We start from the raw sequence: 25,692 nt of genomic DNA, 5'->3' as shown, positions 1-25,692 counted from the left end.
GGAGTCATGACATCTGTCATCGTCAGCACACGACGCCCGACACTGCCCCCGCGCGCCCAGGGCCCGGATCATGGAGTACATGACCACCACAGCACGTACGCTCACGGGGGACCGGCACCGCACCGCACCACCCGTGGTCAGCTTCTCGAACGTCAGCAAGAGCTTCGGCCAGGTGCGGGCCGTCTCGGAGCTGGACCTCCGGCTCCACCCCGGCGAGACCGTCGCCCTCCTCGGTCCGAACGGCGCGGGCAAGTCCTCCACGCTCGACCTCCTGCTGGGCCTGCGTGACCCCGACGCGGGGCGCGTCGAGGTCTTCGGCACCACCCCGCGGCAGGCCATCGCGCGGGGCAAGGTCGGCGCGATGCTCCAGAGCGGCGGCCTGATGGAGGACGTGAAGGTCCGTGAGCTCGTGCGGCTCGCGTGCGACCTGCACCCCCGGGCCTATCCGGTGGAGCAGGTGCTGGAGCACGCGGATCTGCGCGACATCGCGGACCGCATGGTCAACAAGCTCTCCGGCGGCCAGGAGCAGCGGGTGCGGTTCGCGCTCGCCACCGCCGGTGCCAACGAGCTCGTCGTGCTGGACGAACCGACCACCGGCATGGACGTCTCGGCCCGGCAGGCGTTCTGGGGCGTGATGCGCGCCCAGGCCCGCGCCGGCCGGACGATCCTCTTCGCCACGCACTATCTGGAGGAGGCCGACGCGATCGCCGACCGGGTGATCGTGCTGCACCGCGGCAGGGTGATCGCGGACGGCTCGGCCGCCGAGATCAAGGCGAAGGCCGGCGCCCGCCGGATCGTGTTCGACCTGGACGGGCACATCGGCGAGGGCGCGCTGCGCGAACTGCCGTTCCTGTCCTCCCTGGAGATATCGGGCCGCACGGTGCGCATCCAGTCGCACGACGCCGACGCCACCGTCCACGCGCTCTACGGCCTGGGGCTCTACCCCCGCAATCTGGAGGTCGCGGGCCTCGGCCTGGAGCAGGCCTTCATCGCCCTCACCGACGCGGCGACCGCTGAGGAGGCGGCCCAGTGAACACCCTGATCAAGCTTGAAATTCAGCGCACCCTGCGCAACAAGAAGTTCATGTTCTTCTCCGTGCTCTACCCGGCGGGCCTGTATCTGCTGATCGCCGGCGGCGCGAGCAGCACGGAGGTCGTCGAGGGCACCGGGCTGACCGTGCCGCTGCTGATGATGGTCTCCATGGCCTCCTTCGGCGCCCTCACCGCCGTCCTCGTCGGCAACAGCGAGCGCATCGCCAAGGAGCGCGAGAAGGGCTGGGTGCGCCAGCTTCGGCTCACGGCCCTGCCCGGCCGCGGCTATGTGACGGCGAAGGTCGCCTCGGCCGCCGTGGTGTCACTGCCGTCGATCCTGGTGGTGTTCGGGGTCGCCGCCCTCGTGAAGGACGTCCGGTTCGACGCGGCGTGGCAGTGGTTCGCGCTGACGGGCGCGATATGGGCGGGCAGCATCGTCTTCGCCGCGCTGGGCGTGGCGGTCGGCTATCTCGCCACCGGTGACGCCGTGCGTCCGATCACCTTCATCATCTACTTCGGCCTGTCGATCCTGGGCGGCCTCTGGATGCCGGTCAACACCTTCCCGGCGTGGCTCCAGGACATCGCGGAGTGGGTGCCCACCCACGCCTACGCCGCGCTCGGCCGGTCCATCGAGCTGGGCGACGCCCCGGACGTGAAGGACGTGGCCGTCCTGGTCGCCTATCTTGTGATCTTCGGGGGCGCGGCCGCCTGGCTGTACCGCAAGGACACGCGCAAGGCGTGAGCCGGGGGCGGCGGGACCGCGCCCGCGCGAGGCCCGAGACCCGAGGCCCGAGGGGCGAAGGGGGATTCCGGAGGAGAGAGAGCACGATGTCCGTAGGTGACCGCATCCGCGGGGTGTGGCACGCCGCCCTCGTGGCCGACGACGACCTGGACACGGACAGCGTCCGTATCGGGGAGCCGCCCGAGACCCGCCGGCACAAGCTGATCAAGCTGATGTGGATCGGGATCTGGTTCGCCTACCTGGCCGCGCCGGTCGAGGACGTCCTCGGTGACCACCACACGGCCGGCGTCGACGTCTTCGGCGGATTCGGTCTGGTGGCCTTCGTGGGCGTCTACCTCGCCCTCGTCTTCCGGCACACCTCGCGGCCGCTGGAGCGGCGGCGGGTGTTCGCCGTCCTGGGCACGCTGCTGACGACGGCGACGGTGCTCTCGCTGGCGCTGGGCTCCGCCTGGCTCGTGCTGCTCGTCTATGTGTGCGTCGCGATCGGCGCGGTCCTGCCGATGCGGCTGGCCCGGATCCTGATCCTGGTGGTCACCGGGATCCTGGTGCTCATCGGGGTGAACGTGGGCGCGGGGAGCTTCCTGTGGGCCCTGATGCTCCCGTCGCTGCTGGGCGGTTTCGCGATGGTCGGGGTGCGTCAGATGGCGCGGACGACCCGCGCGCTGCGCGAGGCCCGGGCCACGGTCGCCCACCTCGCCGCCAACGAGGAACGGCTGCGGCTCGCCCGCGATCTGCACGACCTCCTCGGCCACTCGCTGTCCCTGATCACTCTCAAGAGCGAGCTGGCGGGGCGGATGCTGCCGGGCAGCCCCGAGGCGGCCGCCCGGCAGATCGCGGACATCGAGCAGGTCAGCCGGCAGGCCCTGGTCGATGTGCGGGAGGCGGTGAGCGGCTTCCGCCGTCCCACCCTGGACGCCGAGATCGCCGGGGCCCGTACGGCCCTGGCCGCCGCCGGTGTCACCGCGGACCTCGACCGGGTCGCCGTCGGCGCCCCCGGCGAGGACGACGGGGGCGACTCCCCGCTCGCCGGCCTGACGCCCGACGCGGAGGGCGCGTTGGCGTGGGCGCTGCGGGAGGCGGTGACGAACGTCGTCCGGCACAGCGGGGCGCGCCGCTGCGAGGTGTCGCTCTCCGAGGCGGGGGACGAGCTCTGCCTGACCGTCACCGACGACGGCCACGGCCCCGCCCGCCCGCACGGCAACGGCCTGACGGGCCTGGCCGAGCGGCTGGCCCTGGCCGACGGCCGGCTGGAGACGGGCCCGGGCCCGCGGGGCGGCTTCCGGCTGCGGGCGTACGTACCGCTGGTGCGGCGGCGGGTGCCCGAGGACGGACCGGCGGCGCCGCTCGGCGCCCCATGAGCTCCGGCCGCCGGGGGACGGGGGTCCCCGGCGGCCGGAACCGGCCTGGCACCACCGGCCCGGCACCACCGGCCCGGCACCACCGGCCCGCACTTCCGGCGCGCCCCGCCGGCTCCGTGCTGCCGGCGCGCCCCGCCGGCTCCGTGCTGCCGGTCCGGCGCCTCCTGGCCCGGTGCCACCGGCCCGCGCCTCCGGCCCGTCCCGCCGCCTACGCTGTCGCTGTGACCGATCAGCCCAGCTCCGCGCCCACCGCCGGCCGACGTGCCATCAACGTCCTGCTCGCCGAGGACCAGTCCATGGTCCGGGAGGCGCTGGCGGCCCTGCTCGGGCTGGAGCCCGACATCGAGGTCGTCGCCCAGGTCGCCCGGGGCGACGAGGTGCTGGCCGCGGCCCGCGCGCACGACGTCGACGTCGTGCTGCTCGACATCGAGATGCCGGGCATGACCGGGCTCGACGCGGCCGCCCTGGTCCGCCGGGAGCTGCCGGAGCTCAAGCTGGTGATCCTGACGACCTTCGGGCGGCCGGGCTACATGCGCCGGGCGATGGAGTCGGGCGCGGAGGCCTTCCTGGTCAAGGACGCCCCCGCCGCCCAGCTCGCCGACGCGCTGCGGCGGGTGCTGCGCGGCGAGCGGGTCATCGACCCCACGCTCGCCGCGGCCGCGCTCGCGGAAGGCGCCAACCCGCTGACGGACCGGGAGCGGGCCGTGCTCACCGCCTCGGCCGACGGGTCGACGAACGCGGAGCTGGCGGCGGCCCTGCACCTGTCGCACGGGACCGTGCGGAACTACCTCTCGACGGCCATCCAGAAGACGGGCGCGCGGAACCGCGCGGAAGCGGTGCGGATCGCCCGCGACAAGGGCTGGCTCTGACCGCACGTCCGCCGGGGACACCGCGCGGGGGCCGGAAGGGAGCCGGGGTGCCGGGAGGGGCGAGGCCCGCCGGCCGGCGGTAATCGCGATCATGGAATCCGGTGGGTTGTCGCACAGCCGTCATACGGCCGTCGTATGGTCCCTACGTCCCACCCGTGCACCCCCGGAGGCAGGAAGGAGCCCCGCCATGAAAGTCGGACGTGTGCCCGACGGCGGCCGTCTCCTCACCGTCCTCCTCCTCGTCGCGCTCGCCGCGCTGGCCGCCCTCGACTGCCTGACGGGCGTCCGGCTGCGCCTCGCCCTCGTCGCGAGCGTGATGCCGCTGATCGCCGCCCGGCTCTGCTCCTTCCGCCGGACCGTCGTCGTCGCGGCGGCCTTCGCCGTCGCCCAGGTGACGGTCCACTGCACGGTCGTCCCGGGCTGGGACACGGCCGGCGCCCTCGTCGCCGTCCTCGGCGCGCTGCTCGTCGGCGGCTTCTCCGTCGCCCTGTGCGCGGCCCTGCTGGAGCGCGAGGCGGCGTACGACCGCACCCGGATGGTCGCCGACGCCGTGCAGCGGACCATGCTGCGCGAGCTGCCCATCACCGCCGGGCCGCTGCGGGTCGCCGGGTTCTACATCTCCGCCCAGGAGGGCGCCCGGGTCGGCGGTGACATCTACGAGGTCGTGGAGAGCCCCTACGGCCAGCGCGTCCTCATCGGCGACGTCCAGGGCAAGGGCATGCCCGCCATCGGCGCCGGGCACGCCGTGCTCACCTCCTTCCGGGAGGCGGCCTACCACGAGGCCCGCCTGGAGGCCGTCGCCGAGCACATGGAGGGCGCGCTGCTCCGGCACAACCGCGCCCTGTCCCTCACCGGCACCGACGAGCGCTTCGTCACCGCGCTGCTGCTGGAGGTCGGCGGACCGTCCGCCGGCACCCGGGTGCTCTCCTGCGGCCACATCCCGTACTACGTGGTGCGCGGCGGCGCCGTCGAGGAGCGGCTCCCCGGCAGCTCCGGGCTGCCGCTGGGCCTCGGCGGGCTGACCGGCGAGCCCCGCCGGGGCGTCGACCTGCCGCCCGACCCGCACGAGTGGGTCGTGCTGTGCACGGACGGCGTCACGGAGGCCCGCGACGCCGAGGGCCGCTTCTACCCCCTGCGCGAGCGCCTCGCCCGGCGGACCCATCTGCGGCCCGGCGCGCTCGCCCAGGCGCTCCGCGCGGACCTGGAGCGCTACACGGACGGCGAGCTGAAGGACGACGCCGCCGTCCTGATCGTCCGGAACGTCGCCTCCTGCGGCGGCCGCCCCGGGACCCTGCCCGCCCAGCCGGCCGCCGTGGCGGGCGACTGAGCCCCGGCCGACGGCCGGACCGCTCAGTTCAGCATCGCCCGGGCCGCCCGCGCCTGCCGCCGTACGGACTCGGCGGCGGCCGGCTCCACAGTGTCGATGACCTCCGCGTACGCCTCCAGCTCGTGGGCGCCGCCCGCGAAGTCACCGCGCTCCACGAGCAGCTCGGCGCGCTCGTAGCGCAGCCGCGCCGGGTGGCTGGGCAGCAGCAGCGAGAGCTCGACGGCCCACAGCTGGACGTCGCTGCGCTCGGGCCGGGCCGCCGCCCAGGCGCGGATGTTGTTCAGCAGCCGCAGCACGATCTCCAGCGGCTCGGCGGGCGAGAACATCGACGGTGACAGGGGCGCCCCGGTGGCCCCCGCGACCAGCAGCCCGGCGTCCTCGTAGGACAGCGTCCGGCCGCCGTCGAAGGGGTCGGCGAGGACGTGCTCGCCACGGGGGTCGCCGAAGCCGACGACGAAGTGGCCGGGCAGCGCCACCCCGTACACCGGCGCGCCGGCCCGCCGGGCGACCTCCATCCACACCACGGACAGCAGGATCGGCAGCCCGCGCCGGTGCCGCAGCACCTCGCCCAGGAGCGAGGACTCCAGCCGCCGGTAGTCGGCCGGGGAGCCGTGGAAGCCGCACCGCTCGCCGAGCAGTTCGGCGAGCGCCTCCGCCCACCGCCCCGGCCCGGCGTGCCGGCCGAGCGCGGGCAGCAGCCCCGCGAGCCGGTCCAGCTCGATCTGGGCGGTGTCGACCGCCTCCTCGCCGGACTCCGGCTCCGCCTCGGCCGCGATCAGCAGACAGAGCAGCGCGAGGTCGGGCCGTTCCTCCCGGGCCGCCTCGGCGAACCGCCGACGCCGGCCAGTGGTGTCGTACATAGGTGCCTCGTACCCGCTCGGGGCGCTGGGGGAAGCCCACCGCCGGTTTCCATCATGCGGCCGCCACCGTGGCCGCGGACCGTACGGCCGCGGCTACGGCTGGGGCTCGCGACGGTAGTGGTACGCGTGGTGAGTGGTGAAGCCCAGGCCGTCGTAGAGCGACGCGGCACCGCCGTTGTCCGTCTCCACCTGGAGGTACGCCGCCGAGGCCCCCTCGTCGAGCGCCCGCTCCGCCAGCCGGGCCATGACCTTGGTGGCCAGCCCCCGCCTGCGCGCGCCGGGGTCGACGGCCAGGGCCGCGAAACCCGCCCACCGGCCGTCGACCACGCACCGGCCCACGGCCGCCGGCTCCGCCCCGTCCGCGTCGCCCGGCACGGTCGCGAACCACACCGACGGCCCGCCCGTCAGCACGCCCACGGCGTCGGCGACGGAGGCGGACGTCCGCCCGTACGCGCGCAGCCACGCCTCGTCCGGCTCCCGCGAGAGCAGCACCCCGGCGGTGTCGGCGCCGGTGTCGGCGAGCGGGGCCAGGGCGGCGGTCCGTATCAGGGCGTGGCGCTCGTCGGTCCAGCCGCGCTCCGCCAGCGCCGCGTCCAGCCGCGCGTCCTGGTCCGGGTCACCGGTGGCGACCTGGACCAGGGCGGGCAGGCCGCGCGCGCCGTACCACTCGCGGACCCGGTCGAGGGCCGCCGAGAGCGGCATCCCGGTGGCGCCGAGGGGCAGCACGGAATTGGCGCGGGCGGTGAAGCCGCCCGACGCGCGCAGCGTCCAGTCGCCCAGCCGCCCGGTCTCCCGGGCGGGCCAGCCGCGCGCCGCGACCTCCTGGAGCTCGCGCGCGCTCGTCGCGGGCCCCCGGCGCCGGGCGGGGGCGGCCGGGACCACCTTGCCGGCGACCAGCGTCGCCTCGTCGATCCTGATGGTTTCCCCAGTACGGCGTGTGATCCGGAGCACACCGTCCTCCCAGGAGTCGAGCAGTCCGACGGTGTCCGTGAAGCGCTCGGAGGCCGTCCCGGGAGCGGTCAAGCGCCGTACGGATACCCTTTTTCCCACATCAGCGGTACTGATCCGGATTTCAAGCTGTCCGCCCGTGGTGAATTCCACAGCTCTCCTCGCTCCTCTTGTTCGTCAAGTGCCCAGGAACGGAGATACTAGGTGTGGGCATCGACGACGCCGCGCTCCCGCGCGAGATGAGCCCTACCGAGGAGGAACGACAGCGTGACCTACGTCATCGCGCAGCCTTGTGTCGACGTGAAGGACAAGGCGTGCATCGAGGAGTGCCCCGTCGACTGCATCTACGAGGGCTCCCGGTCCTTGTACATCCACCCGGACGAATGCGTCGACTGTGGTGCCTGTGAGCCGGTCTGCCCGGTCGAGGCCATCTTCTACGAGGACGACACCCCCGAGGAGTGGAAGGACTACTACAAGGCGAACGTCGAGTTCTTCGACGAGCTCGGTTCGCCCGGTGGTGCCTCCAAGCTCGGCCTGATCGAGCGCGATCACCCCTTCATCGCAGCGCTGCCGCCGCAGGCCGAGGGCGAGCACTGACCTCCGGCGCAGCTTCGCCGCGGCCCCGTACGGCGTCCCAGCCGTCCGGGGCCGCGGCCGTTTCCCCGCCCGGCGGCTCGTCACCGCCGAACCGCCGGGCACCCACCGCGTACCTACCGACCGAGTAAGAGAGAGCACCGTGGGCGCAGTCTCCTCCCGTCTCCCCGCCTTCCCCTGGGACCGACTCGACCCGTACAAGGCGACGGCCGCGGCCCACCCCGACGGCATCGTGGACCTTTCGGTCGGCACCCCCGTCGACCCGGTGCCCGCGCTGATCCAGCGGGCGCTCACCGACGCCGCCGACACCCCCGGCTACCCCACGGTGTGGGGCACGGCCGCGCTGCGCGACGCGCTGACCGGCTGGGCGGAGCGCCGGCTGGGCGCCCGGGACCTGGCGCACACCAACGTGCTGCCGATCGTCGGCTCCAAGGAGCTGGTGGCCTGGCTGCCGACCCAGCTCGGCCTGGGTGCCGGCGACAAGGTCGCCTACCCTCGCCTCGCCTACCCGACCTACGAGGTCGGCGCGCGGCTCGCGGGCGCCGAGCCCGTCGTCTACGACGACCCGACCGAGCTCGACCCCACCGGCCTCAAGCTGCTCTGGCTCAACTCCCCGTCCAACCCGACCGGCCGGGTGCTCGGCAAGGACGAGCTGCGGCGCGCGGTCGAGTGGGCCCGCGCCCACGGCGTGCTGGTCTTCAGCGACGAGTGCTACCTGGAGCTGGGCTGGGAGGCCGAGCCCGTCTCCGTCCTGCACCCGGACGTCTGCGGCGGCTCGTACGAGGGCATCGTCGCCGTCCACTCGCTCTCCAAGCGCTCCAACCTGGCCGGCTACCGCGCCGCCTTCCTCGCCGGTGACGCCGCCGTCCTCGGTGAGCTGCTCCAGATCCGCAAGCACGGCGGCATGATGGTCGCCGCGCCCGTGCAGGCCGCCACCGTCGCGGCCCTCGGGGACACCGCGCACGTCGCCGAGCAGCGGGAGCGCTACGCCCGCCGCCGGGCCGCGCTGCGTGCCGCGTTCGAGGGCGCGGGCTTCCGGATCGAGCACAGCGAGGCGTCGCTGTACCTCTGGGCCACGCGCGACGAGCCCTGCTGGGACACCGTCGCCGATCTGTCGAAGCGCGGCATCCTCGTCGCGCCGGGGGACTTCTACGGCGTGGCGGGGGAGCGGTTCGTCCGCATCGCCTTCACCGCGACCGACGAGCGTGTGGAGGCCGCGGTCCGCCGTCTGGCCGAGTAGCCGTACGCCGCCGGCGGGACACGCGAGAGGGCCCGGGAGATGAACTCCCGGGCCCTCTCGCGCTGGGCTGCGTGAGACCGTCGGACGGCCTCGCTCAGCCGCCGATCGGCAGGTTGCCGACCGGCAGGTTCTTGGTGACGCCGCCGCCCTTGGTCGCGGTCTGCGCCGCGGTGCCGACGAGGCCGGCCGTGGAGCCGCCGAGGTCGCCCGCGACCTTCTGGGCGGCCGGGGCGCCGGTCTTGGCGGCCTTGCCCACGGTGTCCGTGGCGGCGGGCACGGTGGTGTCGATGGCGGCGTGGCCGACGTGGGTCGTCACGGTCCCGGCCTGGTGCGAAGCGGCGTCGATGTTCTTGCCCAGGTTCGCTCCGTCGACCGCGGTGATCCCGTTGGCCAGCTCGGGGGCCTTCAGGTCCGCGGCGTTCGCGGCGCCGGCCGCGCCGGCGACGGAGCCCGCACCAGCGGCTACCAGCAGCGCGACGCGGGCGATCCGACGCGAAAGGGGGAGGGACATGATGCTCCTTCAGCGGAGTTGAGGACGTTGGCTGTCCGGCGATCGGACGCAGTGACTACCGCGTGAGCCCCGTGAAGGTTGCGGTGGGCCAAGGTAAAGAGTTGGCAATGCGTCGCATTATCGGTTTCCCGAAAACCTGGGCAAATACGACAACCGCAAGAAGGCTTTGAAAGGCTTACAAGCCTTTATTCGCAAGGGATCCGGGGCTGTGTGCCGACACCGCCCGGACGTGGCGTATTCCCTCTCCGCCGCGGCCCATGCACGCGGTCCGCATACCTCTTTCGGGGGGAACCTCGCACTACTGAACAGTGGTGACGGACACCCGGTCCGCAGTCCCTCCGGGCCCGTCCGGCGCGTCCTCGGACCGCCGCCAGCCGTCCCCGGAGTCCGCCGCGGTCCACACCCGGCCGTCGAAGGAGACGCGCGAGATCCGCAGTTCGGCCGCGTGCGCCACCGCCCAGGACGCCAGCTGCCAGCCCTGCCGCTCCGGGCCGCCGTCCGTCCCCGTCCCCCGCGCCGGCACGGTCACGGTCCGCGCCGCGGCACCGGCCGTCGCGCCCGCGCCCGCGCCGCCCCGGCCGTCGGCCACCGTCGGGGTGACCGTGTCGCCGAACTCGCGCCGCAGCTTCGCCCGGACCGCCGAGGGATCGCCCGGCTTGCCGTCACCCGGGCTCGTCGTGCAGCTGAACGCGGCCGTCGCCCGGCCGGTCAGCCCCGACGCCAGCAGCGACGCGTCCGGCTCGTGCTTCGCGTACGCCTGCGGGAAGCCGCTGCGCTGCACCTTCTGCGCCGCCACCGTCAGCGGCAGCCGCGAATAGCCCGGCACCTCCACCAGGTGGTCGTAGAACTTCCCCGCCGCGTACACCGGATCGGTGATCTGTGCCGCGCTGCCCCAGCCCTGCGTCGGCCGCTGCTGGAACAGGCCGAGCGAATCGCGGTCGCCGTGGTGGATGTTGCGCAGCCCCGACTCCTGCATGGCCGTGGCCAGCGCGATCGTCACCGCCCGCTCGGGCAGCCCGCGCGCCGATCCCACGGCCGAGATCGTGGCGGCGTTCACCGCCTGCTCGGGGGAGAGGGAGTACGACTCACCGTTGGCCCGCACCGTGCAGCGCGGCGCCCCGGGGCCGCCCGTCACCAGCTGGGCCACCCCGTAACCGATCAGCGCCAGCAGCACGGCACAGGCGGCCACGATGCGCAGCAGACGGCCACGGCGAGTGACGGAGATCCCGGACATGGGGCCCACGTTACTGGAGAGACGGGCCGATCAACGGGGGCCGACCCGGCGCGCTGCCCGCTCCCGCCCACGCCCGTACGCGCGCCCGCGCCCGCTCGCGGAGGCCCCGCCTCCGTCCGGCCCGGCCCGTGTCCGCCCCGCCGGGTTAGAGTCGCCGCTATGGATGACGCCGCACTCGACCTGTCCCTCGACGCCGCCGCACTCACCGCCCGGCTCGTCGACTTCCCGTCCGAGAGCGGGAACGAGAAGCCGCTCGCCGACGCCATCGAGCGCGCCCTGCGCGCCCTCCCGCACCTGACGGTCGACCGCCACGGCAACAACGTCGTGGCCCGGACGAACCTGGGCCGCGCCGAGCGCGTCGTCCTCGCGGGCCACATCGACACCGTCCCCATCGCCGGCAACGTCCCCTCCCGGCTGGACGAGGACGGTTTCCTCTGGGGCTGCGGCACCAGCGACATGAAGTCCGGCGTCGCCGTGCAGCTGCGCGTCGCCGCGACCGTGCCCGCCCCCAACCGCGACCTGACCTTCGTCTTCTACGACAACGAAGAGGTCGCCGCCCACCTCAACGGCCTCGGCCACGTCGCCGACGCCCACCCCGACTGGCTCACCGCGGACTTCGCCGTCCTGCTCGAACCCACCGACGCCCAGGTCGAGGGCGGCTGCCAGGGCACCCTGCGGGTGCTGCTGCGCACCGAGGGCGAGCGCGCCCACTCGGCACGCTCCTGGATGGGCAGCAACGCGATCCACGGCGTCGCGCCGGTCCTCGCGAAGCTCGCCGCCTACGAGCCGCGCCGGCCCGTCATCGACGGCCTGGAGTACCACGAGGGGCTCAACGCCGTCCGGATCGAGGGCGGCGTCGCGGGCAACGTCATCCCCGACGCCTGCACCGTCACCGTGAACTTCCGCTACGCGCCGGACCGCACCGAGGCGGAGGCGCTGGCCCACGTCCAGGAGGTCTTCGCGGACTGCGGGGTGGCCGAGTTCGTCGTCGACGACCACTCGCCCGGCGCGCTGCCCGGCCTCTCCCACCCGGCCGCGGCCGCCTTCATCGAGGCCGTCGGCGCCGTCCCGAAGCCGAAGTTCGGCTGGACGGACGTCTCGCGCTTCAGCGCCCTCGGCGTCCCTGCGGTCAACTACGGGCCGGGCGACCCGCTGCTCGCCCACAAGCGCGACGAACGCGTGCGCGCCTCGCTGATCACCGACTGTGAGGAGCGCCTGCGCACCTGGCTCACCGGCTGACCAGCCCCGACAGGCCGTTCGGTGGGCCTACGCTGAACAGCAACGATCTCAGCGGAGGGAGCGCGGAATGGCAAATCCCGAGGGACCCGCACGCAGCGGGAGCAGCGGCGGGGCCCGGTCGTCCGCCGGCACGGCCAGATGCAGCAGGGCACCACCGACCAGCATCTGCTGGACACCAGAGGGACCGCGGACTGGGTGCACGAGGACCCCTTCCGGGTGATGCGCATCCAGTCGGAGTTCGTCGAGGGCTTCGGCGCGCTCGCCGAACTGCCGCCCGCCATCAGCGTCTTCGGCTCGGCCCGCACGCCCCGGGACTCGGCGGAGTACGAGGCCGGCGTGGCCATCGGGCGCGGCCTGGTGGAGGCCGGCTTCGCCGTCATCACCGGCGGCGGGCCCGGCGCGATGGAGGCCGCGAACCGCGGCGCGATGGAGGCGGGCGGCGTCTCGGTCGGCCTCGGCATCGAGCTGCCCTTCGAACAGGGGCTCAACCCGTACGTCAATCTCGGTGTGGACTTCCGCTACTTCTTCGTGCGGAAGACGATGTTCGTGAAGTACGCGAGCGGGTTCGTGGTGCTGCCGGGCGGACTCGGCACGCTGGACGAGCTGTTCGAGGCGCTGACGCTCGTCCAGACCAAGAAGGTCACCCGCTTCCCGATCGTGCTGTTCGGCAGCGCGTACTGGCGGGGCCTGGTCGACTGGGTGCGGGACACCCTGATCGCCGAGGGCAAGGCGGGCCCGCACGACCTGCACCTCTTCCACATCACGGACGACGTCGACGAGGCGATCGGCCTGGTGACGAAGGAGGCCGGGGCGTAAGGGCGCCCGGGCCGAGGACCTCAACCACCGGACGGGCGCGCTCTCGGCCCGACGCGACGGGAATCCGGCCCGTCCGGCGATTGAGGACACCGCGCGGGGAGCGGGGCGCCCGGGGCGGAGCCCCGACGGGTCTAGGCGAGCCCCCGGCGGGCCACCGCGGGTGCCCGGTGGCCGGCGATCGACGCCACCATGTCCAGCACCTGCTTCGTCTCCGCGACCTCGTGCACCCGGTACACCCGCGCGCCCAGCCACGCCGAGACGGCCGTCGTCGCGAGGGTGCCCAGCACCCGCTCCTTCACCGGCTTGTCGAGCGTCTCGCCGACGAAGTCCTTGTTCGACAGCGAGACCAGGACGGGCCAGCCCGTCGCCGCCATCTCACCGAGGCGCCGGGTGGCCTCCAGCGAGTGCCGGGTGTTCTTCCCGAAGTCGTGGCCGGGGTCGATCATGATCCGGTCGCGCCGGACGCCGAGCGCGGCGGCCCGCTCGGCCAGCCCGAGCGTCACCCGCAGGATGTCCGCCATCACGTCGTCGTACTCGGTCCGGTGCGGCCGGGTGCGCGGCTCGACGCCGCCCGCGTGGGTGCACACCAGGCCCACGTCGTAACGGGCCGCGACCTCCGCCAGCTTGGGGTCGACCCCGCCCCACGCGTCGTTGAGGACGTCGGCGCCCGCCTCGCAGACGGCCTCGCCCACGTCGTGCCGCCAGGTGTCGACGCTGATCACCACGTCCGGGTGGCGGCGGCGGACCTCGGCCACGAAGCCGACCGTGCGCCGCGCCTCCTCCTCGGCCGTGACCTCCTCGCCGGGGCCGGCCTTCACCCCGCCGATGTCGATGATGGCGGCGCCCTCCGCCACGGCCTGCTCCACCCGGGCCAGCGCGGGCTCGTCCCGGAAGGTCGACCCCTGGTCGTAGAAGGAGTCCGGCGTCCGGTTGACGATCGCCATGATCACCGGTTCGTGCTCGTCGAACTCGCGTCGTCCCAGCCGCAGCATTTCCGTACTCCTTCTCCGTGGTCCGCCAGCGACCTTAACCGTCAGTGCGGCATGGCACGATCGGGGAGGACGGATTGGCAGTCCGCTCACCGACGGAAGTCCGGCGCAGCGGGCGGCGGACGCACCTGGGAGTTGGTCGTGTTCTGGTTCTTGCTCATCGCGCTGGTCGTGGTGGTCGCCGCGGTCACGCTCTTCGTCGCGGGCGGCGGGGGCGGGGCCCCGCTGACCGAGGCCGCGCCGGACCGGATCGTCTGGCCGCTGCCCGCCGACCGGCCCATGGGCCGCGCCGACGTCGACGCGCTGCGGCTGCCCGTCGCGCTGCGGGGCTACCGCATGGCCGAGACCGACGACGCCCTGGACCGGCTGGGCGCCGAGCTCGCCGAGCGCGACGCCCGGATCGCCGAGCTGGAGGCGGCGCTCGCCGGCGCGCAGGCCGCGGCCCTGAGCGGCCCGGAGCTGCTCAAGCGCGCACCCGGTGAGCGGGCGACCGGTGGCCGGGCGGTCGGGGAGTGGACGGCGGGCGAGCGCCCGGCCGACGGGGAGCAGGGCGAGCGGGACAAGGGAGCGGACGCGTGAGCGGCGGAGCGGTACCCGGGCCGGACGGACTGGCGCGCTGCCCCTGGGGCCTGGAGGCGGAGTCCCGGGAGGACTACCGCGTCTACCACGACACGGAGTGGGGCCGCCCGGTGCACGGCGACGACGCGCTGTACGAGCGGATGTGCCTGGAGGCGTTCCAGTCGGGCCTGTCGTGGCTGACGATCCTGCGCCGCCGCGAGGGGTTCCGCGCCGCGTTCGCGGGCTTCTCCGTGGCCAAGGTGGCGGCCTTCACGGAGGCGGACGCCGAGCGGCTGCTGGCCGACTCGGGCATCATCCGCAACCGCGCGAAGATCACCGCCGCGATCGGCAACGCCCGGGTGGCCGCGGAGTGGGCCCCCGGCGAGCTGGACGCCCTCATCTGGTCCTACGCCCCGGACCCGGCCGGGCGCCGCGCCCCGCGCACGGCGGCGGACGTCCCGGCGACGACCCCGGAGTCCATAGCGTTGGCCAAGGACCTCAAGAAGCGCGGCTTCCGCTTCGTCGGTCCCACCACGGCCTACGCGCTGATGCAGGCCTGCGGCCTGGTGAACGACCACCTGGCGGACTGCCACGCGCGGTAGCGGCCGGGCGCGGCCGTGGCCGGCCGCGCCCGCTCACGGGGCCGGTCAGCGGCCCACGTACCGCGGCCGCTCCTTCTTCAGGAAGGCGTCCACCGCGATGCGGTGGTCCTCCGAGGCGCCGGCCCGCGACTGGAGTTCGTTCTCCTTGGCCAGGGCCTCGGGGAGCGAGTGGTCCGCCGCGTAGGACAGCGACTCCTTGATCGCCGCGTAGGCGGCCGTGGGGCCCTCGGCCAGCTTGCGGGCCACGGCCGCGGCCTCGGCGGCCAGTTCCTCCGCCGGGACGAGCTTGTTGGCGATGCCCAGCTCGAACGCCTCCCGCGCGCTCACGTTGCGCGGGAACAGCAGCAGGTCCGAGGCGCGGCTGCGGCCGATGAGCCGGGGGAGGGTCCAGGAGACGCCCGAGTCGGCGGTGAGCGCCACCCCGGCGAACGAGGTGTTGAAGGCCGCGTCCTCGGCGACCACGCGGTAGTCCGCCGCGAAGGCGAAGCCCGCGCCGGCGCCCGCCGCGACGCCGTTGACCCCGGCGACGACCGGCTTCGGCATCTCGGTGATCGCCGTGACGATCGGGTTGTAGTGCTCCTCCACGGTGCTCATCACATCGCCGGCCGCCAGCAGCCCCACGTGCTCCTTGAGGTCCTGCCCGACGCAGAAGGCGCGGCCGGTCGCGGTCAGCAGGACGGCGCGGACGGCCGGGTCGGCGCCCGCCTCCCGGAGGGCGTCGCGGAGGGCGACCTTCGCCTCGATGTTCAGCGCGTTCATCGCGTCGGGGCGGTTGAGCGTGATCGTCGCGAGCCCGTCGGTGATGTCGTACAGCACGGCGTCGGCCATGGGTGCTGTTCCCTCCCTCTCGGTACCGTCACCGGCCCCGCCCGCCGCGTGCCGTCGCCTGCGACCGCGCGCCCGTCGGGGCCCGGTGGTGCGCCGGCGCTGGACCGGCGGCTGCCGTCGCTCAGCATGCCGGAGATCATCCGTCGCCGATATGTGACCTGCGTCAAAGAATTCCGCCCCCGCGCTGGTGCGGGGGTGGCGCAGTATCGCAGCCCGATCGCCGAATTGGGTGGTTTTGTGTGATCGCCTTGCCGAAGGGATGCGGACCGATGTTGGTCATCGGGTCACGCGATGCGGGATAATGGCCTGGAAGCAATGTGTTCGATGCCGGTGACGCGGAGCCCTGCCAGGGAACCGTCGGCTGACGATGAGCTGGTTTCAGGAAGGGGAACGAGCATGGCGGCCATGAAGCCGCGGACGGGCGATGGCCCGCTCGAGGTGACCAAGGAGGGGCGGGGCATCGTCATGCGGGTTCCGCTCGAGGGCGGCGGTCGTCTCGTCGTCGAGCTGACACCCGATGAGGCCGAGGCCCTCGGAGACGCCCTGAAGAAGGTTGTCGGCTGACGCACCGGCCCGCAATTCTTTCGCTGCCCCGGCAGCCGGCCGCCGCCGGCTCCGGGGCAGAGTCGTGTCCGGCGCCGGTTCCGCTCCCGGTTCCGGGCGCTCCCGCGGCCGCGGGTCAGCCGCGCCGGGCCGCGCACAGCAGCCCGTCGCCGACCGGCAGCAGCGAGGGCACCAGCACCGTGGACTCCCGGACCGCGCGCAGCAGCTCGCGCACCCGCTGCACCTCGGCGGGCTGCACGGCGGAGTCCACCGTCCGGCCGTCCGCGAAGACGCCCTCGAAGCAGACGAGTCCGCCCGGCCGCAGCAGGCGCAACGATTCGGCTAGATAGTCCAGGGACTCCAGCCGGTCGCCGTCGCAGAACACCAGGTCGTATCCGCCGTCGGCGAGGCGCGGCAGCACCTCCAGGGCGCGGCCGGGGATGAAGCGCGCCCGGTTACCCGCGAAGCCCGCGGCGCGGAACGCCTGCCGGGCGAACTGCTGGCACTCCGGGTCGCTGTCCACCGTGGTCAGCACGCCGTCGGGGCGCATGCCGTGCAGGAGGTGGATGCCGGAGACGCCGGTGCCGGTGCCGATCTCGGCGACCGCCTTCGCGCCCACCGCCGCGGCGAGCAGGCGCAGCGCAGCGCCGGTGCCGGACGCCACCGAGCGCAGCCCCGCCTCGTGGGCCCGGTCCCGGGCCCACCGCAGCGCCTCGTCCTCGGCGACGAACGCGTCGGCGAACGCCCAGCTCGTCTGCCGGTTGCCGGTAATGGCCCTCTCCTGTCCCCGTGGTCCGCAACCGTGACTGTATCCGCTGATCACGGGAACCCGCAGATGGGACCGCGCGTTGGAGGAGTGACGAAGGGCGACGGCGGAGCGGCCGTGCGCGACGCCGGGGGATCGGAGGGAGGGCCGGGGCGGCCGGGGAGGTCATCGAAGGGTGGCCAAGACCAAATGCAGGTCAAAATTCCTTATCCGGAGCTAACGGGCGGGATGGATATGGTAGGGGCTCTACTGGACACCACCAGAGCCGACAGGGGAGGTGCGGCTGCGGCCGGAGACCGTCGGAGAGTGCACAGGCGCTTTCGCAGGTCCCCCGGCGAGCCGAAATCCGTGACCAAGACCGCTGACCGTTCCCGCACCGCCGACTCCGCACAGACCGCGACTTTCGCCACCCATGCGGATTCGCAGGCGTGGACCCCTCCCACCTGGGAGGAGATCGTCAGCACGCACAGTGCACGGGTCTACCGACTGGCTTACCGCCTCACCGGCAATCAGCACGACGCCGAGGACCTCACGCAGGAGGTGTTCGTGCGCGTCTTCCGCTCGCTGTCCACGTACACCCCGGGGACCTTCGAGGGGTGGCTGCACCGCATCACCACCAATCTCTTCCTGGACATGGTCCGGCGCCGCCAGCGCATCCGCTTCGACGCCCTGGGCGAGGACGCCGCCGAGCGGCTCCCCAGCCGTGAGCCCTCTCCCCAGCAGCACTTCAACGACACCCACTTCGACGCGGACGTCCAGCAGGCGCTGGACACGCTCGCCCCGGAGTTCCGCGCCGCCGTGGTCCTGTGCGACATCGAGGGCCTCTCCTACGAGGAGATCGCCGCGACGCTCGGCGTGAAGCTGGGCACCGTGCGCAGCCGGATCCACCGGGGCCGCTCCCACCTGCGCAAGGCGCTCCAGCACCGCTCGCCCGCCGCCCGGGCCGAGCAGCGTGCGGTGGCCGGGGTGGGTTCCGGTGTCCCGCTGGGTGGGGAGGTAGGGATCGCGTGACCGGTTCAGGCGGTCAGTCCCCCGCCGAGCTGCATCTCGGCGACCGCCTCGCGGCCCTGGTCGACGGGGAGTTGGGACACGACACTCGGGAGCGGGTGCTGGCGCACCTGGCGACCTGTTGTAAGTGCAAAGCGGAAGCCGACGCTCAGCGCCGGCTCAAAAGCGTGTTCGCCGAGGCGGCGCCCCCACCGCTCTCCGAGGGGTTCCTCGCCCGGCTCCAGAGCCTGCCCGGCACCGGCCTGGAGGGCGACCCCGAGGGCCGCACCGGCGCGGTGGACGCGGACGGGCGGTGGGACGCCTCAAGGGGTCCCGGAAGGCCGGGAGGGAACGCCTTCGGCGAGTCCTTCTCCTTGATCCCGGCCGCCGTCGCGCCCCACCGTGACCGCTCCCACCGCGACCGCGGCTTCCGTGTCCACGCGGTCCCGGACGCCTCGCGCGGCTCCCGGAGCCGCCGCTTCGCCTTCGCGGCGGCCGGCGCGGTCTCGCTCGCCGCGTTCGCGCTCGGCGGCGCGCAGCCGCTGGCCTCCGTCGCCGAGGCCCCCGGCGCGCGCGCCGAGGACCCCCGTGCCACCGCCACCCCGCTCGCCCGCACCACCGGCGGCGTCCGCGACGACGGCCGGCTCCTGCCGCTGGGCTTCACCGCCGCGACCCGGCCCGCGCCGGCCGCGCCCGGTGCCCCCACGCCCCCCGGCGCCCCGCTGCTACGCCCCTCCACCGCCGCACCGCTGCCGCCACTGGCCCGCGCGGCCCTCCCCGGCTCCGGCGGGCCCACGGGCGACAGCGCGCGCTGACACCGCCCGCGGGGACCTGGTTGAATTCCAGGTGGGCCGCGGATCCCTCGGGCGATGCCGTGCGCCCTCCGGGCGAACGGTGGGGAGAAGATGGACGAGGGGAAGGCGGGGGCCCACGGGCCCAGGCCGCACTGGTGGAGCCGGCCCGCCCCTTCGCGGGAAGCGGCGGAGGCGGCGGACACGACGACGGGCGGCCCCGCCCCCGACGACGGAGGCCGGCCGCACGCCCCCGGATCCGCCACGGCGCCGCTGCACGCCCCCGACCCGTACGGCACGCCGCCGTACGGCCGCCCGGGCCCCTGGGCCCCGGCCCCGCCGGTCCAGCGCCCGGTGACCCCGGCCCACGGCACCCACGTCCCGGCGGGCGCCCAGTTCCCCCCGCCGGACACGGCCGCACCGTTCGGACCGGCCGCACCGGACGGGAGCGCGTCCCCCGCGTACGGTACGGGGGTCCCCGTGTCCGGTATGACGCCGCCTTACGGCACGCCGCACCCGGCCTCCGGCGCGACCCCGGCCCACGGGATGCCGTCCTCGGCCCCGGGCGCGACCCCGCCGGGCGGCACGGGCGTCCCCGCGTCCGGTATGACACCGGCTTACGGGACGCCGCATCCGGCTCCGGCCCAAGGGACGCAGGCTCCGGCCCAGGGCGCCACCCCGCCCGGTGGCACCGGCGTGCCCGCGTCCGGCATGACGCCGCCTTACGGCACCCCGCACCCCGCCTCCGGCGTCACCCCGCCCGGTGGCACCCCGCTGCCGCCCTCCGGCACGACCCCGCCCGCAGGGACCCCCTTCCCCGCCGCCGCGGCCCCCGCCGGGCCGCCGCGCGGGCCGTGGCAGTACGACCCCTGGGCCGCCGGGCAGCGGCCCCCGGCCGGGGGTGTGGCCGCGCCGGGCCGGACCGGGCGGGGCCGGCTCGTCGCCGGGGCCGTGGTCGTCGCGCTGGTCGCCGGTGGCGTCGGCGGCGGCATCGGGGCGTACCTGGAGCGTGACGGGCGCCTCGGCCACCACCGTGTGGAGCTGCCGCAGGCGGCGGCCGACCGGACCGCCCGCGCCCCCGGCAGCATCGCCGGGATCGCCGCCCGCGCGCTGCCGGGCGTCGTCACCATCCATGTGCGCGGCGGCGACGACCAGGGCACCGGCACCGGCTTCGTCCTGGACAAGGAAGGCCGGATCCTCACCAACAACCACGTCGTGGAACCCGCGGGGTCCGGCGGCGAGATATCGGTGACCTTCAACGGCGGCCAGACCGCCAAGGCCACCGTCGTCGGCCGCGACAGCAGCTACGACCTCGCCGTGATCAAGGTGTCCGGGGTGTCCGGCCTGACCCCGCTGGCCCTCGGCAACTCCGACTCCGTCCGCGTCGGCGACTCCGTGATCGCCATCGGAGCCCCCTTCGACCTCGCGGGCACCGTCACCACCGGCATCATCAGCGCCAAGGAGCGCCCCATCACTGCGGGCGGCCACAAGCAGGACGGCAGCGACGTCAGCTATGTCGACGCCCTTCAGACGGACGCCCCGATAAACCCGGGCAACTCCGGCGGGCCGCTGATGGACTCCGAGGCCCGCGTCATCGGCATCAACAGCGCCATCCGCTCCGCGGGCGACGGCTCCGACCTCGGCGGCGGCCAGGGCGGCAGCATCGGCCTCGGCTTCGCGATACCGATCAACCAGGCCAAGCGGGTCGCCGAGGAGCTCATCAACACCGGCAAGGCCACCCACCCGGTGATCGGCGTGACCCTCGACATGGAGTACACGGGCGACGGCGCCCGGGTGAACACCAAGGGCGCCAAGGGCCCGGCCGTGACCCCGGGCGGCCCCGGTGACGCCGCGGGCATCCGCCCCCGCGATGTGATCAAGAAGGTCGACGGGGTCCCCGTGCGCAGCGGCCAGGAGCTGATCGTCAAGATCCGCAGCCACCGTCCGGGGGACCGGCTCACCCTCACCGTGGAGCGCGACGGCCGGGAGGAGGCCGTGCGGCTGACCCTCGGATCGGCGGGTTCGCCGTGAGCTTTGGCCTGATGTTGGCCGAGGTGTCTCCCTTCGGGCCCGTTGGGCCAGGTACCGTGAGGGGTGGCCTCGACCGTCGGCCACTGACGCATCAAGGAGCTGCAACGTGCTCGACATAGGACCCCTCGAGCTGGTCGCGCTCGTGGTGCTCGCTGTGCTCATCTTCGGCCCGGACAAGCTGCCGAAGATGATCCAGGACGTGTCGCGGACGTTGCGCAAGATCCGGCAGTTCTCGGAGAGCGCCAAGGAGGACATCCGCTCCGAGCTGGGCCCCGAGTTCAAGGACTTCGAGTTCGAGGACCTCAACCCCAAGACCTTCGTGCGCAAGCACGTGCTGGACAAGGACGAGCTGGGCCTCAAGGAGATCCGCAACGGCTTCGACCTCAAGTCGGAGATGAGCGAGGTGGCCGACGCGGTGCACGGGCGTGGCGCGGAGGCGCCCCCCGCGGCCGGTTCCACCGCCCCGGCCACCGGCAGCGGCCCTGACCTGCTCAAAAAGCGCCAGAGCCCGGCACCCGGCGAGCGCCCGCCGTTTGACTCCGACGCCACCTGAGCCCGCGCATCCCGTGCGCTGTTGACGGGGGTGGCTATCCTCCCTTTGTTTGGGGTGAAGTCGTCCGAGGGGGGCGGGCTCGCCCAGGGCATCGGGCAACAAGGAGGCGCCGCGCAGATGGAGACGACGAGTCGGGTTGGGGCGCAAGGGGCCGGCGCGGCCGAAGTGTCCCCGGACACGGCACAGAGCGGGCCCGGGTCCCGGCGGTCGGTCGACGGCTATCTGCTGGCCTCGTTCCCGTGGTACGGCCTGGACGAGGCCTACAGCGGGCCGCGCTGGCTGATGCAGGTCGGCGCCGCCGCCGACGGGACCGTGGAGCACGGCTCGACCGGGCACGGCGAGGAGCCGACGCTGCGCGGTGAGCGCGTCGACCTCGGGGCCGAGAAGCGGCGCTTCGCGGTCGTGGTGACCGTCGCGAGCCGCCCGGTGCGGCGCAGTGCCGACGGCACCGGCGTGCTGGAGGCCACCTCGGTCTCCTCGGCGGCCTGGCTGGCCGGCTCGGGGCTGCTCTCCTGCACCTGGCCCGCCCAGATGGAGCGCGCCCTGCGGCAGGACTGGCTCGACCAGCAGACCGCCCTGGCCTGGGAGCTCGCCGACCATCTGGACGAGCCCGCCTGGTCGACGCTGTCGCTCCCGGTGGACGGCGCCCCGACCGAGTTCCGCTACCGCGAGTCCGAGTACGGCTGGGTCCTCGCGGGCTCCGCCGAGGGCGTCCACCTGGGCGCGTACGGGCGCGGCATGAGCGCGTACGGCATGGGCTTCTCCGTGATCAAGGACATCGCCGGCTACACGGTCTGACTCACCCCTTCAGGGCCGCCCGGGCTGCGTCCGTCCCCCGCCGGGACTTCAATTCCTGGCAGGGGGAGCAGCAGGGCGAGCACTCGACAGAGGTGAGGCGTCATGGCGGGCAAGTTCGAGATCTACGAGGACAGGGCCGGTAAGCACCGCTTCCGGCTGAAGGCCGGGAACGGCGAGATCATCGCCGTCGGCGAGGCCTACAACACCAAGGCGGCCTGCGAGAAGGGCATCCAGTCCGTGAAGGCGCACGCCCCCACCGCGCCGGTGAAGGACCTGGAGCAGGACCGGCCCTGACCGCGGGCCCGCGGCCGCCGTGCCGCAGGGGCCGGCGGAGCCGACGGTAAGGGGCTGCCTCCCTGGGGACGCGCCCCTTACCCAGATGTGGCCCGGAGCCTCAGAACTTGTTGCGCGGCGTGATGCCCAGCGACATGCCCGACAGACCGCGCTGCCGGCCGCCGAGCTTGCCCGCGATGGCGCGCAGCGCGCTGCCGGCCGGGGAGTCGGGGTCGCTCAGCACGACGGGCCTGCCGTCGTCGCCGCCCTCGCGCAGCCGGACGTCGATCGGGATCGAGCCCAGCACCGGCACCGTGGCGCCCGTGGTCCGGGTGAGGCCGTCGGCGACCTTCTGGCCGCCGCCCGAGCCGAAGACGTCGACCATCTCGTCGCAGTGCGGGCAGGGCAGCCCGGCCATGTTCTCCACGACGCCGACGATCTTCTGGTGGGTCTGCACGGCGATCGAGCCGGCGCGCTCGGCGACCTCGGCGGCGGCCTGCTGAGGCGTCGTCACCACCAGGATCTCGGCGTTCGGCACGAGCTGCGCGACGGAGATCGCGATGTCGCCGGTGCCCGGCGGCAGGTCGAGCAGCAGGACGTCCAGGTCGCCCCAGTAGACGTCGGCGAGGAACTGCTGGAGCGCGCGGTGCAGCATCGGGCCGCGCCACACCACCGGGGCGTTGCCCGGTGTGAACATCCCGATCGAGATGACCTTCACGCCGTGCGCCGACGGCGGCATGATCATGTTCTCGACCTGGGTGGGCTTGCCGTCGGCGCCCAGCATGCGCGGCACCGAGTGGCCGTAGATGTCCGCGTCGACGACGCCGACCTTCAGGCCGTCGGCCGCCATCGCCGCCGCGAGGTTGACCGTGACGGAGGACTTGCCGACCCCGCCCTTGCCGGAGGCGACCGCGTAGACCCGGGTCAGCGAGCCGGGGCGGGCGAAGGGCACCTCGCGCTCGGTCTGGCCGCCGCGCAGCGCCGCCGCGAGCTCCTTGCGCTGCTCGTCGCTCATCACGTCCAGCTCGACGGTCACACCGGTCACGCCCGCGACGCCGGCCACGGCGTTCCGCACGTTGGTGGTGATCGTCTCGCGCATCGGGCAGCCCGAGACCGTCAGATAGACGGCCACCGCGACCGTGCCGTCCGCCGCGATCTCCACGGATTTCACCATGCCCAGTTCGGTGATCGGGCGGTGGATCTCGGGGTCGTTCACCGTCGCCAGGGCGGCGCGGATCGCGTCCTCGGACGGAGCGGATCCTGCGGGAGTGTCGGTAGCCATGACTCGATGTTACGGCGCCGGACCGGGCTGCCGGAAAGGGCTGTCAGCGGTCGCGTTCCTCACTCTCCACCGGGAATAGGCGACGCTGTTCCAGCTCCTTGACCAGGTCCTGGACCTCCGAGCGGATCCAGTCCCTGGTCGCGACCTCGCCCAGCCCCATGCGCAACGCCGCCACCTCCCGCGTCAGGTACTCCGTGTCCGCGATGGACCGCTCGTTCTGCCGCCGGTCCTGCTCCAGGTTGACCCGGTCCCGGTCGTCCTGCCGGTTCTGCGCGAGCAGGATCAGCGGCGCCGCGTAGGAGGCCTGGAGCGAGAGCATCAGGGTGAGGAAGATGAACGGATAGGTGTCGAACCGCAGGTGCCCGGGGGCCGTGGTGTTCCACACCACCCACAGGATGATGACGACCGTCATCCACACGATGAACCGGCCGGTGCCCAGGAACCGCGCGATCCGCTCCGACGCGTGCCCGAACGCCTCCGGGTCGTACGTCGGCAGCCAGCTGCGCCGCTTCAGCTTCGGCAGGTCCAGCCGCACCCGGACGGGCTGGACCTGCCGGTCCCGGTCCTCACGGCGGTCAGCGCCCATCGGTGGCCTCCGGCAGTTCGCTCATCCCCGGCGCACCGTGGTGCAGCTCGGTCTCCCGCCAGTCGTCGGGCAGCAGGTGGTCCAGGACGTCGTCGACGGTCACGGCGCCCAGCAGCGAGCCGCTCTCGTCCACCACGGGCGCGGCCACCATGTTGTACGTGGCCAGGTAGCTGGTGACGGCCGGCAGCGGGGCGTGCGGCGGCAGCGGCCGCAGATCGGTGTCGGTCAGCCGTCCGACCAGCGTGAACGGCGGGTCGCGCAGCAGCCGCTGGAAGTGCACCGTGCCCAGGTACTTGCCCGTCGGCGTCTCGTCCGGCGGCCGGCAGACGTACACCTGCGCGGCGAGCGCGGGGGAGAGGTCGGGGTTGCGCACCCGGGCGAGGGCGTCGGCGACCGTGGCGTCCGGCCGCAGCACGATCGGCTCGGTGGTCATCAGGCCGCCCGCCGTCCGGTCCTCGTACGCCAGCAGCCGGCGCACGTCGGCGGCGTCGTCCGGCTGCATCAGGGTGAGCAGCCGCTCCTTGTCGTCCTCCGGCAGCTCCGACAGCAGGTCGGCCGCGTCGTCCGGGTCCATCGCCTCCAGGACGTCGGCGGCGCGCTCCTCCTTGAGCTTGCCGAGGATCTCGATCTGGTCGTCCTCCGGCAGCTCCTCCAGGACGTCCGCCAGCCGGTCGTCGTCCAGGGCGGCGGCCACCTCGGCGCGCCGCTTGGGCGTCAGGTGGTGCAGGACGCTCGCGAGGTCGGCCGGGCGCAGCCGCTCGAAGGTCGCCAGCAGGCTCTCCGCGCCCTGCCCGTGCTCGTCGACCGAGAAGCCGGTGACCGCGGACCACTCGACGGTGAGGGTCTCACCCTTACGGCGGAGCGCCCCGCCCTTGCCGCGCCGGACGAAGACCTTGTCGATCTCCCAGTCGCGGCGGGCCGGCAGCTGCATGATCGATACATCGAGGACGGTGACCTCCTCGCCCCCCTCGACCAGACGTACGCGTCGGTCGAGCAGCTCGCCGAGGACCAGGGTCTCGGTGGCCCGCTGCTCGAAGCGCCGCATGTTGATCACGCCGGTGGTGATCACCTGGCCGGACTCCACGCCCGTCACCCGGGTCATGGGCAGGAAGATCCGGCGGCGGCTGACCACCTCCACGACCAGGCCGAGGACGCGGGGCGGGCGCCCGCCGACGCGCAGCATCGCGACGACGTCCTGCACCCGGCCCACCTGGTCCCCGTTGGGGTCGAAGACGGCCACGCCGGAGAGGTGGGAGACGAACACCCGGTGGGCGCCTGCTGCCATGGCCGCGCCTCCTCCGCCGATGCTCTGTCCGGTTCAGGCTAACGTGACCGG

General features: G+C 73.9%; 28 protein-coding genes. 18 read left to right on the top strand and 10 right to left on the bottom strand.

Annotated features, from left to right (window positions below):
* Positions 1-79: 79 nt before the first annotated feature.
* From SMD11_RS11925 to SMD11_RS11905, 5 genes are all read left to right on the top strand, one after another.
* Positions 80-1,033, top strand: a complete 954-nt coding sequence (locus SMD11_RS11925; RefSeq protein ID WP_087930441.1) for an ABC transporter ATP-binding protein — start codon at positions 80-82, stop codon at positions 1,031-1,033.
* Positions 1,030-1,773 (top strand): ABC transporter permease, encoded by a 744-nt coding sequence (locus SMD11_RS11920; protein ID WP_087926437.1) that lies wholly within the window; start codon positions 1,030-1,032, stop codon positions 1,771-1,773. Before SMD11_RS11925 ends, SMD11_RS11920 begins: the two co-directional genes overlap by 4 nt.
* Positions 1,774-1,859: 86 nt before the next feature.
* Entirely contained in the window at positions 1,860-3,131 is a 1,272-nt protein-coding gene (locus tag SMD11_RS11915; protein ID WP_199843855.1) for a sensor histidine kinase, read from the top strand.
* A gap of 221 nt (positions 3,132-3,352) precedes the next feature.
* Positions 3,353-4,000, top strand: coding sequence for a response regulator transcription factor (locus SMD11_RS11910; RefSeq protein WP_087930439.1), 648 nt, complete (start codon positions 3,353-3,355; stop codon positions 3,998-4,000).
* 187 nt (positions 4,001-4,187) lie between these two features.
* A complete protein-coding gene (locus SMD11_RS11905; RefSeq protein ID WP_087926436.1) occupies positions 4,188-5,327 on the top strand; it encodes a PP2C family protein-serine/threonine phosphatase in 1,140 nt (379 codons plus the stop codon).
* 23 nt (positions 5,328-5,350) lie between these two features.
* Here the strand turns inward: SMD11_RS11905 and SMD11_RS11900 are convergent, their stop codons facing one another.
* Positions 5,351-6,187: a transglutaminase-like domain-containing protein gene (locus SMD11_RS11900; protein ID WP_087926435.1), complete on the bottom strand. Its 837-nt coding sequence runs from the start codon at positions 6,185-6,187 to the stop codon at positions 5,351-5,353.
* Positions 6,188-6,280: 93 nt separating this feature from the next.
* On the bottom strand, positions 6,281-7,288 hold the full coding sequence (locus SMD11_RS11895) for a GNAT family N-acetyltransferase (RefSeq protein ID WP_087926434.1): 1,008 nt from the start codon (positions 7,286-7,288) through the stop codon (positions 6,281-6,283).
* Between the two features lie 114 nt (positions 7,289-7,402).
* Between SMD11_RS11895 and fdxA the strand changes: the two genes are divergently transcribed.
* A complete protein-coding gene (gene fdxA / locus SMD11_RS11890) occupies positions 7,403-7,732 on the top strand; it encodes a ferredoxin (protein WP_087926433.1) in 330 nt (109 codons plus the stop codon).
* Between the two features lie 139 nt (positions 7,733-7,871).
* Positions 7,872-8,969, top strand: coding sequence for a succinyldiaminopimelate transaminase (gene dapC, locus SMD11_RS11885; protein ID WP_087926432.1), 1,098 nt, complete (start codon positions 7,872-7,874; stop codon positions 8,967-8,969).
* Positions 8,970-9,063: 94 nt separating this feature from the next.
* Here the strand turns inward: dapC and SMD11_RS11880 are convergent, their stop codons facing one another.
* Both SMD11_RS11880 and SMD11_RS11875 read right to left on the bottom strand, forming a co-directional pair.
* Positions 9,064-9,480: an ATP-binding protein gene (locus tag SMD11_RS11880; RefSeq protein WP_087926431.1), complete on the bottom strand. Its 417-nt coding sequence runs from the start codon at positions 9,478-9,480 to the stop codon at positions 9,064-9,066.
* Between the two features lie 298 nt (positions 9,481-9,778).
* Complete coding sequence (locus tag SMD11_RS11875; RefSeq protein ID WP_087926430.1) at positions 9,779-10,714, bottom strand: hypothetical protein; 936 nt, start codon at positions 10,712-10,714, stop codon at positions 9,779-9,781.
* A 159-nt stretch (positions 10,715-10,873) separates the two neighbouring features.
* Between SMD11_RS11875 and dapE the strand changes: the two genes are divergently transcribed.
* Together dapE and SMD11_RS11865 are read left to right on the top strand one after the other, a co-directional pair.
* Positions 10,874-11,953, top strand: coding sequence for a succinyl-diaminopimelate desuccinylase (dapE, locus tag SMD11_RS11870; protein WP_087926429.1), 1,080 nt, complete (start codon positions 10,874-10,876; stop codon positions 11,951-11,953).
* A gap of 138 nt (positions 11,954-12,091) precedes the next feature.
* A complete protein-coding gene (locus SMD11_RS11865) occupies positions 12,092-12,769 on the top strand; it encodes a TIGR00730 family Rossman fold protein (RefSeq protein WP_324614726.1) in 678 nt (225 codons plus the stop codon).
* A 131-nt stretch (positions 12,770-12,900) separates the two neighbouring features.
* Here the strand turns inward: SMD11_RS11865 and folP are convergent, their stop codons facing one another.
* Positions 12,901-13,761, bottom strand: a complete 861-nt coding sequence (folP, locus tag SMD11_RS11860; RefSeq protein ID WP_087926427.1) for a dihydropteroate synthase — start codon at positions 13,759-13,761, stop codon at positions 12,901-12,903.
* A 138-nt stretch (positions 13,762-13,899) separates the two neighbouring features.
* Here folP and SMD11_RS11855 point away from each other — a divergent pair, with 138 nt between their 5' ends.
* Together SMD11_RS11855 and SMD11_RS11850 are read left to right on the top strand one after the other, a co-directional pair.
* Entirely contained in the window at positions 13,900-14,337 is a 438-nt protein-coding gene (locus tag SMD11_RS11855; RefSeq protein ID WP_087930438.1) for a DivIVA domain-containing protein, read from the top strand.
* On the top strand, positions 14,334-14,918 hold the full coding sequence (locus SMD11_RS11850) for a DNA-3-methyladenine glycosylase I (RefSeq protein ID WP_087926426.1): 585 nt from the start codon (positions 14,334-14,336) through the stop codon (positions 14,916-14,918). Before SMD11_RS11855 ends, SMD11_RS11850 begins: the two co-directional genes overlap by 4 nt.
* A 45-nt stretch (positions 14,919-14,963) precedes the next feature.
* Here SMD11_RS11850 and SMD11_RS11845 read toward each other — a convergent pair whose 3' ends face one another.
* Positions 14,964-15,746 (bottom strand): enoyl-CoA hydratase/isomerase family protein, encoded by a 783-nt coding sequence (locus SMD11_RS11845; protein ID WP_087926425.1) that lies wholly within the window; start codon positions 15,744-15,746, stop codon positions 14,964-14,966.
* Between the two features lie 396 nt (positions 15,747-16,142).
* Here SMD11_RS11845 and SMD11_RS11840 point away from each other — a divergent pair, with 396 nt between their 5' ends.
* Positions 16,143-16,310: a DUF3117 domain-containing protein gene (locus tag SMD11_RS11840; RefSeq protein ID WP_009997451.1), complete on the top strand. Its 168-nt coding sequence runs from the start codon at positions 16,143-16,145 to the stop codon at positions 16,308-16,310.
* 115 nt (positions 16,311-16,425) lie between these two features.
* Here SMD11_RS11840 and SMD11_RS11835 read toward each other — a convergent pair whose 3' ends face one another.
* Positions 16,426-17,109 carry an O-methyltransferase gene (locus SMD11_RS11835; RefSeq protein WP_087930437.1) on the bottom strand — a complete coding sequence of 228 codons (684 nt, stop codon included), beginning with the start codon at positions 17,107-17,109 and terminating at the stop codon, positions 16,426-16,428.
* Between the two features lie 180 nt (positions 17,110-17,289).
* Between SMD11_RS11835 and sigE the strand changes: the two genes are divergently transcribed.
* The 6 genes from sigE to SMD11_RS11805 all read left to right on the top strand — a co-directional run bounded on the left by sigE (position 17,290) and on the right by SMD11_RS11805 (position 22,509).
* Positions 17,290-18,066 carry an RNA polymerase sigma factor SigE gene (sigE, locus tag SMD11_RS11830; RefSeq protein WP_087930436.1) on the top strand — a complete coding sequence of 259 codons (777 nt, stop codon included), beginning with the start codon at positions 17,290-17,292 and terminating at the stop codon, positions 18,064-18,066.
* Entirely contained in the window at positions 18,063-18,857 is a 795-nt protein-coding gene (locus tag SMD11_RS11825) for a zf-HC2 domain-containing protein (RefSeq protein ID WP_087926423.1), read from the top strand. The genes sigE and SMD11_RS11825 overlap by 4 nt, the downstream gene beginning before the upstream one ends.
* 90 nt (positions 18,858-18,947) lie before the next feature.
* On the top strand, positions 18,948-20,864 hold the full coding sequence (locus tag SMD11_RS11820) for a S1C family serine protease (protein ID WP_087930435.1): 1,917 nt from the start codon (positions 18,948-18,950) through the stop codon (positions 20,862-20,864).
* A 106-nt stretch (positions 20,865-20,970) separates the two neighbouring features.
* Positions 20,971-21,417: a sec-independent translocase gene (locus tag SMD11_RS11815; RefSeq protein WP_087926422.1), complete on the top strand. Its 447-nt coding sequence runs from the start codon at positions 20,971-20,973 to the stop codon at positions 21,415-21,417.
* Between the two features lie 117 nt (positions 21,418-21,534).
* On the top strand, positions 21,535-22,215 hold the full coding sequence (locus SMD11_RS11810) for a hypothetical protein (protein ID WP_087926421.1): 681 nt from the start codon (positions 21,535-21,537) through the stop codon (positions 22,213-22,215).
* A 102-nt stretch (positions 22,216-22,317) separates the two neighbouring features.
* Complete coding sequence (locus SMD11_RS11805; RefSeq protein WP_087926420.1) at positions 22,318-22,509, top strand: YegP family protein; 192 nt, start codon at positions 22,318-22,320, stop codon at positions 22,507-22,509.
* A gap of 100 nt (positions 22,510-22,609) precedes the next feature.
* Here the strand turns inward: SMD11_RS11805 and SMD11_RS11800 are convergent, their stop codons facing one another.
* Genes SMD11_RS11800 through SMD11_RS11790 form a run of 3 tightly spaced genes read right to left on the bottom strand, consistent with a single transcriptional unit; the run spans position 22,610 to position 25,641 of the window.
* The gene (locus SMD11_RS11800; protein WP_087926419.1) at positions 22,610-23,770 is read right to left on the bottom strand and encodes an Mrp/NBP35 family ATP-binding protein; all 1,161 of its coding nucleotides are present in this window, start codon (positions 23,768-23,770) and stop codon (positions 22,610-22,612) included.
* Between the two features lie 43 nt (positions 23,771-23,813).
* A complete protein-coding gene (locus SMD11_RS11795) occupies positions 23,814-24,356 on the bottom strand; it encodes a DUF1003 domain-containing protein (protein WP_087926418.1) in 543 nt (180 codons plus the stop codon).
* Positions 24,346-25,641, bottom strand: a complete 1,296-nt coding sequence (locus SMD11_RS11790; RefSeq protein ID WP_087926417.1) for a magnesium transporter MgtE N-terminal domain-containing protein — start codon at positions 25,639-25,641, stop codon at positions 24,346-24,348. The genes SMD11_RS11795 and SMD11_RS11790 overlap by 11 nt, the downstream gene beginning before the upstream one ends.
* Positions 25,642-25,692 lie beyond the last annotated feature (51 nt).

This window comes from Streptomyces albireticuli (assembly GCF_002192455.1).
GTDB classification, from domain to species: domain Bacteria; phylum Actinomycetota; class Actinomycetes; order Streptomycetales; family Streptomycetaceae; genus Streptomyces; species Streptomyces albireticuli_B.
This window is presented reverse-complemented; position numbering and strand designations above follow the sequence as displayed.